Origin of the sequence: Pseudomonas sp. D3, assembly GCF_029320995.1 — a bacterium.
In the GTDB taxonomy this organism is placed as follows: Bacteria; Pseudomonadota; Gammaproteobacteria; order Pseudomonadales; family Pseudomonadaceae; genus Aquipseudomonas; species Aquipseudomonas paraveronii.
The window spans coordinates 5483142-5496606 of the sequence record NZ_CP119772.1 but is presented as its reverse complement, the minus strand read 5'-3'; the positions used below and the strand labels follow the sequence as shown (position 1 = coordinate 5496606).

The window sequence follows — 13465 nt, the reverse complement described above, 5'->3', positions numbered from 1 at the left end:
AGCGGTTGCCAGCAGGTTGTTCGGGGCAACAAACCCCGCGCACTCAATGTAGGAACCGGGCAAGCCCAGCGCCCACATGTGAACGTGCATTTATTCCGAGACGACGTCCTTCCCCGCTGCCTTGGACCGATACAGCGCCTGGTCGGCCCGCGCCATCAGCGCGGCGGGGGCTTCACCCGCAAGACGCTCTACCACCCCCAGGCTCAGGGTCACTTTGAAGTCACCCACGGCGGGCATCTCGGTCATTTTTTGGCGAATGCGCTCGGCCAGGGCTTTCGCTGTATTCAGGGTGCTTTTGGGCAGCACCACCACAAACTCATCGCCACCCCAGCGCGCCAGCAAGTCACCGGGGCGCACGCAGGATTCCAGGCTCTCCACGACGCTCACCAAGGTCTTGTCGCCGACGCCGTGGCCGTGTCGATCATTGATCGGCTTGAAATCATCGATATCCATGGCGAGCAGCGCCAACGGCAGGCGGAAACGTTCGGCGCGGTCGCATTCTTCCAGCAGCACTTTCTCCAGGCGATAACGGTTGGCCACGCGGGTCAGGGCGTCGCGCTCGGCCAGTGAGCGGTTTTCGTCCAGTTGCAATTGCAGTTGCTGATTGACCCGTGACAACTCGCGTGTGCGTTCGGCAACCAAGGCTTCAAGCGATTGGTTACGCCGTTCGAGCTGTTCGATGGAGCATTTGCGCGTATTAATGTCGCGGTGGGCGCCGACCATGCGCGCCACCGAGCCGTCGAGGTTACGCGCAACCACATAGCCGCGGTCTTCGATCCACAGGTAGCTGCCGTCTTTTTTGCGGCAGCGGTATTCGGTCTGGTAATGGGGCGAGCGACGGTTGATGTAGTCATCGAACAGCGTCATCACCCGGAGGTAGTCGTCGGGGTGGAGGATGTTCTCCCAAGTGAACACGCTGTTCTCCAGGGAGTGGCTGGGGTAACCGAGCATTTCGTACCAGCCCGGGTTACGGTAAACGAACCCGGTATTCGCGTTCCAGTCCCAGACTCCGTCGCTGACCAGTTCCATGACCGCATGCAGAATGTCGGCATTGAGGTCAGTTGAGGGTTTGTTGCCGGATGTATCGTCCATGTGTGTGCTTCCTGCGTGGGCAGGCCCAGAAGGCCATTCAAATTCCCGCCGATACTCCGTGGCTGGCGCTACTGTACAACGGGGCTTGCACGCGTTGAATAGAGAGGCTTTGCGGCTTCAGGACGTGTGGCGATAGGCTATTACCTAGGCGCCAGCATCCTCGTCCGTGCCTTTCCATCGGCGTTGTGCTGGTAAATCGCTTCAGGCTGGCCTTGCTCGTTGAAAAACACCTGGCCGATCCCCGCCGAGTTCCACAAGCGCTCACCGGCTTGCGCGTGTTCCGGGATATGCGGCACCACCTGCATGTTGCGGCGGCGGGTGAACCCGTTGAGCGGAGAGCGCGGCGAGTAGAGCCAGCGGTTGAGGCGGTCGAACCATTCCAGCAGGCGCGGTGGGAATTCGTTCTTGATGCCGCTGCTGGTGATCTGCCAGAGCTTGGGGCCTGCGTTGCGATGACGGATCAGCACTTCGTAGACGAACGAATAGTGTACGTCGCCCGAGAGGATGACGTAGTTACCCGGCGTGCGGGAGTGGCGGAAGATATTCAGGATCACCTCGGCGGCGCCGCGATGCGCCATCCAGTTTTCGGCGTCCACCAGCAGCGGGTAGCCGCACCCACTGAAGACTTTTTGCACGGTCTCGATCAGCTTGACGCCAAAGATCGGCGCGGGGGAGACGATGATCGCGCACGGGTGGTCCAGCAGTTCCTGTTGCAGTTCGCTCAAGGCTTCCCAGTCCAGCAGGCCGGATGGTTGTTTGAGGTTGAATTCGCTGCGCCAGCGTCGGGTGCGGGTGTCGAGCACGACCAGCGCGGGGGTGGTCGGCAGGACGTAATGCCACTGTTGGAAGGCCAGTAGTGTTTCGAGCAGTTCATCCTGCGCGCTCGGGTTCAGATGATTGTCGTGTGCCTGGGCGGCAAGCGCTTGTGTCTGGCTGATCAGCTTGGCAAACACATCCGGCTGGTTGCCCCAGCCCTGGCACAGCAGGTACGCCAGCAACGCGTTACCGATGATGCGTTTGGAGAACGGATGGCCGTAGGCAGTTTCTTCCCACTGGGCACTGAGGTTCCAGTCGTCGGTGATGTCGTGATCGTCGAAGATCATCAGCGTGGGCAGATGGGCGAGCACCCGCGCGACGCCGGGCAGGCCGTTGCGGAATCGATCGATCTGCACCTGTTCACGGGCATAACGCTGTTGCGCGTCGGCGCTCAGTTGCGGCGGTTGTGGCGTGATCAGCGTCCAGGGTGTGGGGGACCAGACCAGTAAATACATGGCCATCACTTCGGCGAAGGTCACCAGGTGATTGTCGGCGGTGCTGCTGGTGAAAATCGGCTTCTTCACACCGCCGAAAAAGCGCTCGCGCAGGGTCTCGTTGCTGTCCAGCGCGGGCAGCAGTTCGGCCCGATGGTAATAACTGGCGCGATGCCCGTAGAGGCTGGCGCTGTTGTCCACCACGGCGCCTTCCAGGTATTCGTCGAATAGCCCCAGGCGCGCGATCAGCCCATGAATCGCCCGCAGCATCGGCCCGGCGACATCGTCGGCGTACACCTGGTCGCCGCTCATCATCAACAACGCCGGGCGTTGCGCTGGGCTTTGGGCGTCGGCCAGCAGGCGGTCGACGCACAGCAAGCCTTCGTCCGCCGGGTGATGGGGCTTGCGGCAGGAGCCGTGGACCAATTGATGAATACGGCTATGCAGCACGAAACTCGGCGATTGCGCGTCGCAATAGAGCAGGTGCGGTGCCCATTGGCCGATGCCGCGCCCGTCGATCAGCAGGTCATAGCCGATCACCGCGTCCTGGGGCAGAGCCTCGTCCAACGCAACGTCGATCAAGTGGATAAAGGCCCGGCGCCCCACCGGCACGATTTGGCACTGGCCTTGGTCCAGCGAGATATCGCGGGTCTGCTCGGCGACGTACAGCCTGAGGGTCAACGGCAGTTCCCTGGTCCCCACCAGCCACATCACCAGGCGCTGGGGTTCAAGGCGCCGCAGCAGCGGGCCGGCGAGGACGTCGGGCAAGGTGCCGGCGTGAGGCATAGGGTTGAAAGCTCTGTGCAGGGTGGTTGCGAAGGTTAACCCGGGGGATGTCAGTATTTTGTTAAGGTCGGGTGGATCGAAAGGTGGAAGAGACTGCAGGGTTGCAGCCTCTCTGTTTGACGACTTAGATGATGTTTCCACCGCCCAGGCTGTCCAGGCCGCTCGAACGGTTGTCCTTCTTTGGCAGCCGCTCGCCACTGAAATCAATGGTCGACCCCTGGGAGGGCGTTTTCGGGCGAGGAGGGTTTTCTTCTGGTGTGTTCAAGTAGGTCTGCAAAAGGCTGTTTTCGAAACTCAGATTACTGGAAAAAATATCCATCACGGTACCCTCTGTAAGTTCAGTTCGCGTCGAAGGATGTCGACGCGGACCGAAACTACAGAGCGTGGGAAGCCTGAGCTATAAACAAATCGCGTCAAAACGAGACGACACAGGTGTGGGAATCGTCATTCACCTTGGGCACCCTAAATCGGAACTCACGGCTGCGGCCCAGCTCACTTTTCGCAACGATTTTTCCGACACCTAACCGCCGCCGAGCCTTCTGCAATGTTCGGCAAAGTGATGTCGCGAAGCTATTAATGCACCTGCTGGGTCAGTGCGGTTTGTACGCATTCGAGCAGATTGCCGGTGCTCCACGGCTTGGGCAGGAACCGTACCGATCCCCCCAACTGCGCCGCCAGCCTGGTGTTGCCGGACGTCAGCACCACCGGCACCGCTGGCCAACGATGGGCCACCACTCGACTCAGGTCATAGCCGTTGAGCAATCCAGGCATCTGGATATCACTCACAATCAGGTCCACCGGTTCATCGGCCCGCTCCAGGTAAATCATGCCTTCATCCGCCGAAGGAAACGAGGTGACATGCGCACCGAAATCCTCCAGTACGTCGACCATTAACGCGCGAATGATTTCGTCGTCTTCCAGCACTAAAATCGATGGCTGAGCCATGATCCTTACTCCACCATCAGGGTTCAGTAGGGTGGAGTGGGGCGCAGCGCATTAGGTTCGATCAGATATGCCTGGAACGATGGATGGTCGTTCTGAGGGACCCGGTTGCGTATTGACCGGGTGCTGCTGCACGATACCGGCGCTTTTCCACCTACCACCGGCCTGCTTCCCACAGGCCGTGACATAAGGCCGTCAACCGTGACCACTCGGCCGCGCAGATCGACCGGGATGACCCGTGGTTCAGGGCGCTGGCATCGGTGGTGACGGCATGGACCGAAGCGGTGATCTGGATGGGCATGCGCTCCTGACAAACCGGCATAATCACCCGTATCACCCGATGTGGAGCCCTTATGAAATACCGCGCCTTACTGACCTTCGCCCTGATCCTCAACACCGGCGCGGCCTGCGCCGCCGGCGATGCCGAAGCGGGCGGCAAGCTCTTCGCCAAAACCTGCGGCGGCTGCCATAACATCGGCGAAGGCGCGCGCGGCGGCTTTGGCCCAGAACTCAACGGCATCATCGGCAGGCCTGCCGGCACTACCGCCGACTATCAGTATTCGGATGCGATGAAAAACTCCGGGGTGGTCTGGACCCGCGAAAAACTCGCGGCCTATATCGAGGCGCCGAAGAAGGTAGTGAGCGGCACGCGCATGATCTTCTGGGGCATCAGCGATCAGGAAAAAATCGACAACATCCTGGCGTATCTGGAGATGTTTCAACCCCAGTGATTCTGACCTCGTGTGGGAGTTGTCGAGCCCCACATGAAACCTGCGTCGTTCTGAAGTTCCTATACTTAACCGCCCAGCTGCCTATTCTGCTGCGGAACATTCCGTACAAACACCGGCCCAGTTAGCACTTACTTTCACACCAATAAGAACATCCCCTGTGAGGGCATGTGAGTTATACCCTGCAGCCAAAACTGACAGGCAAGTAGGACCGTTCTGATTTCTATCTGATCCCCTCTTAAGCAGCAGAGCGTTTGCTACGGTCGCGAAAAAACGCGATGGAAATGCTAAATGCTGACGTTCCATACGCTATGGAAAAACCATCCGGAAATCTTCGGAGACGCCGCCCCGTGCCGAATCCACTTCTTCAAGGTTTTTTTGGCACCGGGGCAATGAAACGTTCGGTAACCGTAGTGGTGACCACATTGATTTATGGAATGGGCGGCGATTGACGGATTGGCTGAGCTATCCGCGAATTCAGTTGGCGTTCTCGATCAAAGGGATCGTTCTCGGATTATCACCAGTCAAGGGAGATTTGGTGTTGGAGCGTTATATGAAGGTCTGTAAGGGGGGCGTGTTCGTGTTTTTGGTGGTTGCCGTGGCGGTTGCGGTGTTCAACGGGGTGGTGGTCGCGGTGTCGGCGTACTTTGGGCCGTTCTATGAGGGGGATGCGGAGCAGGCTCGGAATTTTGGGATTTGGTTGGTGGGGAATGGCATCACTGTTGTAGGGGCGGTTGTGGGTGGGGTGGTTTGGTATTGCAGGTGTTTGGGGAGGGAGCGGGGCTGATGGCCTGCGCCCATATTTGACGGTGTGCATCCATTGAATCAGGCATGCCTGCAGTAAAAAAGACCTTGGGACGCCAAGGTCTTTTTTTGCCCGCTGATCAGGTCAGTAGGTGCTTGGAAATCCGGAGCGAAAGTCCCGGACGATTCCACGGAATAGGCCACGCTGTTTTTGTACGGCAGCGAGGGCGAAGTCGACCATGGGCCTGTCCTGTGTATGACGTTTTGCTCGCAGATCTGTATCTAACGCGCGCTTGTCGCACGCCCTACCATGGCGCTCGACACGACAACGTTGGCCAAGGGGCTTTCGCCGACAACACCCTCATTCAGGAGCTGCACGATGCCCGAACTGTCCAACTGGCTTGCCTATGGCCTGATCTCACTGGGCATGGTGCTGACGCCCGGGCCGAACATGATTTACCTCATTTCCCGCTCGATTTGCCAGGGGCGCACGGCCGGTTTGATTTCCCTGGGCGGGGTTGCGTTGGGTTTTATCGTTTACATGCTGTGCGCGGCGTTGGGTATCACCGCATTGGTCATGGCGGTTCCCTTGGCCTACGACGCGCTGCGACTCGGCGGTGCGTTGTATCTGGTCTACCTGGCCTGGCAGGCGGTCAAGCCGGGTGGTCGTTCGCCTTTTCAGGTGCGGGATTTGCCTCAGGATAGCCCGCGCAAGCTGTTCATGATGGGCTTTGTGACCAACCTGCTGAACCCTAAAGTCGCGGTGATGTACCTGTCGCTACTGCCACAGTTCATCGACCCGAACGGCCACGGCAGCGTGCTGACGCAATCGTTGGTGCTGGGTTTTACGCAGATTTTCATTAGCGTGGGCGTCAACGCAATGATTGCCATGATGGCGGGCTCCATCGCGGTGTTCTTCGTCACCCGGCCCGGTTGGCAGGTGGCGCAGCGCTGGCTGATGGGCTCGGTGCTGATGGGCTTGGCCGTGCGTATGGCAGTTGAAGGGCGGCGGTAATCGGGCATGCGCTATTGACGCTGGCCGGCACGCTGATCACCGAGTCACTGGATGTCTTTCAAATAGTCCTTGAGGGTGGTTAGCGGCGCGGGCAGTGCATCGAGTTGACGGACGTTTTGCACGTCAGTCGCCAACCGCCGCAATTCCCGCCCCAGCACCGTCTGGGCGCCGCCCACTGTATCCAGCGCCTGCACCGCGCACTCCTCGATCTTGAGTTGAATCGCAGGCAGATCCCCCCGTCGCACCAATAACCCAAACACTTCCCGCTCGTACCCGTCCATCACCAGATCGTCACGCAAAACCGGGCTGCCGCCGTCGGTCTCGTGCACCAGTTTCAGTGCGAAGAGCGCAACCGCTTCCAGCGTCAATTCCATGGTCTCGCTTCCTCAGGCTTTGGTGGGGAGGGCGATGATCACTGTTCTGCGCCGGAAAAAAAAGACCCACGCGTCAGCGCTCCAGGATCAGTTCCACGCGGCGGTTGCGGGCGCGGCCTTCGGCGAGGGCGTTGTCGGCCAGGGGACGGGTGTCGGCATAGCCGATGGCGGCGAGGCGGTTGGGCTGGATGCCGTTGCTTTGCAAGTAGCGGACTACGCTGCCGGCGCGGGCGCCGGAGAGCTCCCAGTTGGAGGGGAAACGCGAGTTGCGAATGTCTTGGGGGTCGGTATGGCCGGCGACGATGATTTTGTGCGGCACGCTGTCGAGTAAAGGGATCAGCTTGCGCAGCACGGCGAGGCCGCCCAGGCTGAGGTCGGACTGGCCGGAAGGGAACAGGATTTCGCTGCTGATCCGAAAGCTCACACTGCTGTCGTTGGTGACCACTTCGATGTCATTGCCCAGCTTGTCCAGTGGCAGTTCGTTGAGCAGGTCTTGCGTCGTGGGCTTGGGCGGCTCGGGCTCAACCACAGTCACGGGCTCGGGCTCAACGGCGACGATGGGGGCGGGCTCGGCTTCCACCACGGGTGCCGGCGCCTGATGTACCCGCAACAACGCGCCCGGCGGGTCTATCGAGGTCAGGCTTTTTGCACTAAAAACGGGGGCTACAGTGAGCTTGGCACTGTGCCGCGCAAGCTCATGGCTCTTGCCGGCCAACGCCAGCATGGCCATGGTCATCACCAGCAGCAGGGTCATCATGTCCAGGTAGGTCATCATCCAGGTTTCGCCACCTGGATCTTCTACGGGCAGCGTGCCGCTGGCGATCGCGGCAGCCTGGTTGCGGGTGATGGCTGTCATGCCCGGGTTTTCCACTTCAGCGCAATCAGGGGGCGTGCCGGGCGCAAGGGTTCGTCGCGCAAGTCGTTCTGGTAGTGGGCCACGAACGACTTCAAGGTTTCACGCATCAGCCCTGGGCTGCGTTTGTTGGCCATCATCGCCACGCCTTGCAGCACCATGTTCATCACCACCACGCGCTGTTCGGTGCGGCGTTCCAGTTTCACCGCCACCGGTTTGCACAGCAGGTTGGCCAGCAACACGCCGTAGAGCGTGGTCATCAGGCCCACGGCCATTTGTCGGCCGATAGTCACCATGTCGCCGTCGCCCAGCACGAACATCAGGTTCACCAGCCCCACCAGGGTACCGAGCATGCCGAAGGCCGGCGCATAGCTGGCCATGACCCGGAACAGCTGGGCCTCGGCGTGTTCCTTGGCACGCAGCCGCGCGATGCGCCACTGCAGCAGGTCGAGGATGTCGTCCAGTGGTGTCTTGTCGATCACCAGTTGCACGCCGGAACGCAGGAAGGGGTTCTTCACCCGGTCGAGGACTTCCTCCACCGCGCGCAGGTCGCCGTCGATCCACAGGCGCGACAGGCTCACCAGTTCGTCGATGTCTTCCTGGGTGTATTCGCGCTCGTGACGCACCACGGTCTTGATCAGGCTGAAGATGTGCAGCACTTCGCGCAGCGGGTAGCTGATGAAGGTCGCGGCAAAGGTGCCGACCACCACAATGCCCAGGGCCGGCAGGTCAATGAACAAGCCGGGTTGTTGCGCGCTGAACATGAGCAGCACCGCCAGCAGTAGCAGGCTGGCGAGCATGCCGATCAGGGTTGAGGGGTTCATGCAGCACTCCTGTTGTGGGCCAAGGCAGGCTTTATAACGCGGTGGGTGCTGATTCAAATCGGCTAATACAGGCACTTTGCGTGGCGAAATCGGACGGCTGCGCAAATTTTTTTGGGGGTTGCCTAAAGACGGCTGATCGGATCGCCGATGTTCGGTTTGTCTGTACGGCAACGGCGGTGATTGCATCGACGCCGGGCCCTGAATCTGTCCCAAGCGGCTCACCCACGAAAAGGAACTGCACCATGTCAGTTATCAATACCAACATCACGTCCATGATCGCTCAACAAAACCTGAACTCCTCGGAGAACAGCCTGAGCACCTCGATCGAACGCCTGTCGTCGGGCCTGAAAATCAACAGCGCATCCGATGACGCCGCAGGCCAGGCGATTGCCAACCGCATGACCTCGCAGATCACCGGCCTGTCGCAGGCGAGCAGTAACGCCAGCGACGGCATCTCCCTGGCGCAGACCACCGAAGGCGCGCTGGACCAGGTGAACGACAACCTGCAGCGCATCCGTGAGCTGTCGGTGCAAGCGTCCAACGGCACCAACTCCCAGTCCGACCTGCAATCGATCCAGGACGAGATCACCCAGCGTCTGGACGAGATCGACCGTATCTCCTCGCAAACCGCGTTCAACGGCGTGGACGTGCTGTCCAAAGACCAGACCATCACCATCCAGGTCGGCGCCAACGATGGCGAAACCATCGACATCAAGCTCAGCGAAATCAATGCCAAGACCCTGGGCTTGGAGAGCTTCAACGTGAACGGCTACGACACCACCCTGACCGCCAGCACTCTGTCGGATTCCTCGGGCACCGCGATCACGTCGACCAACACCAGCTATGTCGACAAGTCCGGTACCACGGTCACCGGCGGCACGCTGTCCGCCGACGCCGACGGCGACTACTTCCTGACCGTGGGCGGCAAGACCTACGCGGCGGAAGTGACTCTGACCACCAGCGGCACTACCACCTCGGCCAGCGTCAGCATCGATACCGAGAATGCGGTGACCAAGAAGTCCACCAGCACCCTGACCACCCTCGACAACGCCCTGAACACGGTGGACTCGATGCGTTCGGACCTGGGTGCGGTGCAAAACCGTTTCGACTCGGCGATCACCAACATTTCCACCACGACCACTAACCTGACCTCCGCGCGTTCGGGCATTCAGGACGTGGACTACGCTACGGAAGTGTCGTCCATGACCAGCGCCCAGATCCTGCAACAGGCAGGTACGTCGGTATTGGCCCAAGCCAACTCCATGCCGGAGCAAATGCTGTCGCTGCTGCAATAATCGCAACCGCGCGGTACGAAGGGGCCAGCTCACGCTGAGCCCCTTTTTTGTGCGCGTTCGCAGCACAATCTTTGGTAATTGCGGCATTGAGGTGGGTTTATCCGGGCTTTGGCGGGGAGGGTGGCGCGATAGCATTTCGCCCAGAATCTCTTTGCACAAGGCTGCTCCTGAATGCCCAGATCCCCGCGCCCCGGCTCTCCCAGCCATCCTGCTGCCCCTACGCTTGCCCAGGCGCGACGGCGCAGCGAGCAACGCCCCCATGACCCAAAGGTGTGGAAAGACTTGGGCCATCAGCAACTGCACAGTGATCCCGAGCAAGCGCTGAGCAGTTTCGAGCACGCCTTGCAGTTGCTGCCCAATGAACCTCAGGCATTGGAGTTGGTGGCCAAGGCCGCGCAAAAGCTCGGCCAGGCGGATCGCGCCCTTGAACTTGTCCTCAAGGCGCTGGGCATCAACCCGGATTTCGCCGCCGGGCATCACCGCCTGGCCACGCTGTATTTCGAAAAAGGCCAGTTCGCCAAAGCCCTGTCGCATATCGATCAGGCACTGGCGTTGACGCCCCATGACTGTCATATGCTCTCGCGCAAAGGCCTGATCCTCAATCGCCTGGAACGCCACGGCGAAGCCATCGTCGTGTTCGACAAGCTGATCGAACGCGAACCTGGCGATTACAGCCACTGGAACAATGCGGCCAACCTGTACAAGGACATCGGTCAACTGGCCACGGCCGACACCTATTACCAAAAGGCCGTGACGCTGGCCAAGCGCAAGGACGTGCTGCCGTACTCCAACCGCCTGACCTCGCTGCACTACGACCCCGAGCGCAGCCGCGATTTTATCTTCGAGGTGTGCAAGGAATGGCAATCGCGCTTCGGCCCCAAAGCCGTGCCGCCGCGCCCCGAAGTGCTCGACCGCGCCCCCGACCGTTGCTTGCGTATCGGCCTGGTATCCGACGGCCTGCGCCAGCACCCGGTGGGCAATATGATCGTGGGCGTGCTGGAAAAACTGCCGCGTCATCAGTTCCAGTTGTTCGCCTACAGCACCAGTCAGGTGTGCGACCACCTGACCCGGCGCATCCAGGCGTCGGTGCAGCAATGGCTGGCGATCAAACATATGGACGACCTCACGCTGGCCCAGCGCATCCGCGATGACCGCATCGATATCCTGATTGACCTCTGTGGTCATAACGCCGGCAACCGCATGCGCACCATGGCGCTGCAGCCGGCGCCCTTGCTGGTGAAATGGGTCGGTGGCCTGATCAACACCACAGGCGTTAGCGCGATCGACTACCTGTTGACCGACCGCATCGAGTCACCGGAGGGGGAGGACGCGTTCTACACCGAAAAGCTCATCCGCTTGCCCGACGACTACATTTGCTACGACCCGCCGCCCTACACGCCGGACATCAAGCCCCTGCCGGCGTTGACCAACGGTTTTGTCACCTATGGCTGCTTCAATAACCCGACCAAGGTCAACGATGTACTGTTGGCACGTTGGGCCGAGTTGATGCGCGCTACGCCCGGTTCGCGGCTGTTGCTCAAGGGGGGCGCCTTCGGCAACGCCGAATTGCGTGCCCATGTGCACGGCGTTATGGCTGCCCACGGCATCGCCCAGGAGCGGGTGCTGATCGAAGGTCCGGTGGGGCACAAGACCCTGCTGGAAACCTACAGCCGCATCGATATCGCGCTTGATCCCTGGCCCTATTCCGGCGGCCTTACCACCTGCGAAGCCTTATTGATGGGCGTACCGGTGGTCACCTTCCCCGGGCCGACCTTCGCCGGGCGCCACTCGGCCACCCATTTGGTCAACACCGGCCTGCCGGAGTTGGTGGTGCATAGTTGGGCGCAATACCAGCAGCGCGTCATCGAGTTGGGCAGTGACCTGGACAGCCTGGCGCGCATCCGCAGCCATCTGCGCGAGGTGCTGATGGGCTCGCCGGTGTGTGACAGCCAGGGTTTCGCCAACCACTTCGGCACCGCCATGCGTGCCATCTGGCAGCGCTACTGCGAGGGCAAGCCGGCTGCCGCGCTGACGTTGAGCCCGCAAGGGCTGGCCAGGTTTGAGGGGGAGGCCGCAAGCGTGGTGCTTCAGCACCCGGTGGCGCCGGCCAGGGACGAGGGCTTTGGCTTCAAGTTCCAGGGCAAAGTGGTGACCCTGGACCACGGCAGCACGCTGATCGCATCGGCGCAGTTTGTCGCGCTGCAAAAAATGGCGGCGTTTTCCACGGTGGCCTTTGACCCCGCCAGCCGCATCGACAACGCCCGACAACTGGCGCAACTGGGTGAGTTGCATTACTACCCCCATGCGGCGCTGGGCAATGGTCAGCCCGCCACGCTCTACGCCTGCCTCGATCCGGCCATGAGCGCCACGCTGGCACCGCTGGCGGCGTCCGCAGTCCTGGCCAAACTGGCGGTGCCCACGCTCAAACTGGATGCGATCAACGGCTTGCCGTCGGTGGACTGGCTGTTGCTCGACAACCTCAACGACAGCCTGGCCGTGATCGAACATGGCCAACGCACCCTCGCCGATACGCTGTTGGTGCAAGCGCGGGTCAACTTTGCGCCGACGCATGATCAGCAGGCCGATGTGGGCTTGATCAGCCGGTGCCTGGCCCGGCGCGGGTTCAGTTTTTACCGGCTCAATAACCTGCAGCACATCAGCCATCCGAGCGAAGGGCAAAGCCTGGATCAATTGCGCGCTTCCCACCTGGTGTGCGCCGATGCGCTGTTTTTGCCGGATGCGACACGCATGGCAGCACTGTCCGATAACCAGCGCCTGAAGCTGGCCTTTGTGCTGCACACGGTCTACGCCGCCTTTGATATGGCGACGCAACTGCTCAACGCAATCGATAGCGACCTGGCCACGCAGTACCTCAAGCACTGCCAGAGCCCGAGCGCCATGCCGCAACCGCTCGAACTTCCCCGAGCACCGATGCAGGCGCCCCAAGTGACCTTTCCGGCAGAAGTGGCCGCCTATGTGAAGACGCTCTATACCCAGGCCTCAGTGATCCTCGAATACGGCAGCGGCGGTTCCACCCTACTGGCCGCCAGCATGCCGGACAAAACCGTGATCTCGGTAGAGAACGACGCCCGCTGGGCCGAGGACATGCAAGCCTGGATTGCCAATGCCACGCTGCCCTCGCGGCCACGGATTTACGCGGTGGATGTAGGCGAGACCGGTAAGTGGGCGCGGCCGAAGAACGCCCGACACTGGAAGAAGTTCCACACCTACCCGCTGAAGGTCTGGGATGAACCGTTCTTCGAGCAGCCCGATGTGATTCTGATCGATGGGCGTTTCCGCATCGCCTGCTTTGTCACGGCTTACTTGCGGGCGACCAAGCCGATCATCGTGTTGTTCGACGACTACCTGGACCGCCCGCACTACCATGTGATCGAGCGGCTGTTGGCGCCTACCGAGTTTGTCGGGCGTATGGCGCGGTTCGATCTGCAGCCGATGATGCACCTGCCGCGTGAGCAGTTGACCTGGCTGATCGCAAGCTATAACGAGGTGGCGTACGCCGAGGGGTGAGGAACTGTGTGGCGAGGGCGCGTGCTCCCTCGCC

12 protein-coding genes are annotated in these 13465 nt (G+C 60.9%); 5 read left to right on the top strand and 7 right to left on the bottom strand.

Annotated features, from left to right (window positions below; genetic code table 11):
- Positions 1-90 precede the first annotated feature (90 nt).
- The 4 genes from P3S72_RS25405 to P3S72_RS25390 all read right to left on the bottom strand — a co-directional run bounded on the left by P3S72_RS25405 (position 91) and on the right by P3S72_RS25390 (position 4073).
- On the bottom strand, positions 91-1092 hold the full coding sequence (locus P3S72_RS25405) for a diguanylate cyclase (protein WP_276194788.1): 1002 nt from the start codon (positions 1090-1092) through the stop codon (positions 91-93).
- 140 nt (positions 1093-1232) lie between these two features.
- The gene (locus P3S72_RS25400) at positions 1233-3128 is read right to left on the bottom strand and encodes an alkaline phosphatase D family protein (protein ID WP_276194787.1); all 1896 of its coding nucleotides are present in this window, start codon (positions 3126-3128) and stop codon (positions 1233-1235) included.
- A 124-nt stretch (positions 3129-3252) separates the two neighbouring features.
- Positions 3253-3447: a hypothetical protein gene (locus tag P3S72_RS25395; RefSeq protein ID WP_247396113.1), complete on the bottom strand. Its 195-nt coding sequence runs from the start codon at positions 3445-3447 to the stop codon at positions 3253-3255.
- A 254-nt stretch (positions 3448-3701) separates the two neighbouring features.
- A complete protein-coding gene (locus P3S72_RS25390; protein WP_276194786.1) occupies positions 3702-4073 on the bottom strand; it encodes a response regulator in 372 nt (123 codons plus the stop codon).
- A 350-nt stretch (positions 4074-4423) separates the two neighbouring features.
- Here P3S72_RS25390 and P3S72_RS25385 point away from each other — a divergent pair, with 350 nt between their 5' ends.
- The 3 genes from P3S72_RS25385 to P3S72_RS25375 all read left to right on the top strand — a co-directional run bounded on the left by P3S72_RS25385 (position 4424) and on the right by P3S72_RS25375 (position 6557).
- Positions 4424-4801, top strand: a complete 378-nt coding sequence (locus P3S72_RS25385; RefSeq protein WP_276194785.1) for a cytochrome c family protein — start codon at positions 4424-4426, stop codon at positions 4799-4801.
- A gap of 550 nt (positions 4802-5351) precedes the next feature.
- On the top strand, positions 5352-5585 hold the full coding sequence (locus tag P3S72_RS25380; RefSeq protein WP_276197996.1) for a hypothetical protein: 234 nt from the start codon (positions 5352-5354) through the stop codon (positions 5583-5585).
- A 336-nt stretch (positions 5586-5921) separates the two neighbouring features.
- Positions 5922-6557, top strand: coding sequence for a LysE family translocator (locus P3S72_RS25375; RefSeq protein WP_247396103.1), 636 nt, complete (start codon positions 5922-5924; stop codon positions 6555-6557).
- A 44-nt stretch (positions 6558-6601) separates the two neighbouring features.
- Here the strand turns inward: P3S72_RS25375 and P3S72_RS25370 are convergent, their stop codons facing one another.
- The 3 genes from P3S72_RS25370 to P3S72_RS25360 all read right to left on the bottom strand — a co-directional run bounded on the left by P3S72_RS25370 (position 6602) and on the right by P3S72_RS25360 (position 8608).
- Positions 6602-6931: a hypothetical protein gene (locus P3S72_RS25370; protein ID WP_247396101.1), complete on the bottom strand. Its 330-nt coding sequence runs from the start codon at positions 6929-6931 to the stop codon at positions 6602-6604.
- Between the two features lie 73 nt (positions 6932-7004).
- A complete protein-coding gene (locus P3S72_RS25365) occupies positions 7005-7787 on the bottom strand; it encodes an OmpA family protein (RefSeq protein ID WP_276194784.1) in 783 nt (260 codons plus the stop codon).
- Positions 7784-8608, bottom strand: coding sequence for a MotA/TolQ/ExbB proton channel family protein (locus P3S72_RS25360; RefSeq protein WP_247396097.1), 825 nt, complete (start codon positions 8606-8608; stop codon positions 7784-7786). The genes P3S72_RS25365 and P3S72_RS25360 overlap by 4 nt, the downstream gene beginning before the upstream one ends.
- 242 nt (positions 8609-8850) lie before the next feature.
- On the opposite strand from P3S72_RS25360, the gene P3S72_RS25355 reads away from it, so the two are divergent.
- Together P3S72_RS25355 and P3S72_RS25350 are read left to right on the top strand one after the other, a co-directional pair.
- Positions 8851-9903: a FliC/FljB family flagellin gene (locus tag P3S72_RS25355; protein ID WP_247396094.1), complete on the top strand. Its 1053-nt coding sequence runs from the start codon at positions 8851-8853 to the stop codon at positions 9901-9903.
- Between the two features lie 171 nt (positions 9904-10074).
- Entirely contained in the window at positions 10075-13431 is a 3357-nt protein-coding gene (locus tag P3S72_RS25350; RefSeq protein ID WP_276194783.1) for a tetratricopeptide repeat protein, read from the top strand.
- The last annotated feature ends 34 nt before the right edge of the window (positions 13432-13465 follow it).

Bases quoted from the DNA above. Each gene is read 5' to 3' on its own strand.
- P3S72_RS25350 (WP_276194783.1), top strand. From the start codon at position 10,075: ATGCCCAGATCCCCGCGCCCCGGCTCTCCCAGCCATCCTGCTGCCCCT.
- P3S72_RS25405 (WP_276194788.1), bottom strand. From the start codon at position 1,092: ATGGACGATACATCCGGCAACAAACCCTCAACTGACCTCAATGCCGAC.
- P3S72_RS25385 (WP_276194785.1), top strand. From the start codon at position 4,424: ATGAAATACCGCGCCTTACTGACCTTCGCCCTGATCCTCAACACCGGC.
- P3S72_RS25395 (WP_247396113.1), bottom strand. From the start codon at position 3,447: ATGGATATTTTTTCCAGTAATCTGAGTTTCGAAAACAGCCTTTTGCAG.
- P3S72_RS25390 (WP_276194786.1), bottom strand. From the start codon at position 4,073: ATGGCTCAGCCATCGATTTTAGTGCTGGAAGACGACGAAATCATTCGC.
- P3S72_RS25365 (WP_276194784.1), bottom strand. From the start codon at position 7,787: ATGACAGCCATCACCCGCAACCAGGCTGCCGCGATCGCCAGCGGCACG.
- P3S72_RS25355 (WP_247396094.1), top strand. From the start codon at position 8,851: ATGTCAGTTATCAATACCAACATCACGTCCATGATCGCTCAACAAAAC.
- P3S72_RS25400 (WP_276194787.1), bottom strand. From the start codon at position 3,128: ATGCCTCACGCCGGCACCTTGCCCGACGTCCTCGCCGGCCCGCTGCTG.
- P3S72_RS25375 (WP_247396103.1), top strand. From the start codon at position 5,922: ATGCCCGAACTGTCCAACTGGCTTGCCTATGGCCTGATCTCACTGGGC.
- P3S72_RS25370 (WP_247396101.1), bottom strand. From the start codon at position 6,931: ATGGAATTGACGCTGGAAGCGGTTGCGCTCTTCGCACTGAAACTGGTG.
- P3S72_RS25360 (WP_247396097.1), bottom strand. From the start codon at position 8,608: ATGAACCCCTCAACCCTGATCGGCATGCTCGCCAGCCTGCTACTGCTG.
- P3S72_RS25380 (WP_276197996.1), top strand. From the start codon at position 5,352: ATGAAGGTCTGTAAGGGGGGCGTGTTCGTGTTTTTGGTGGTTGCCGTG.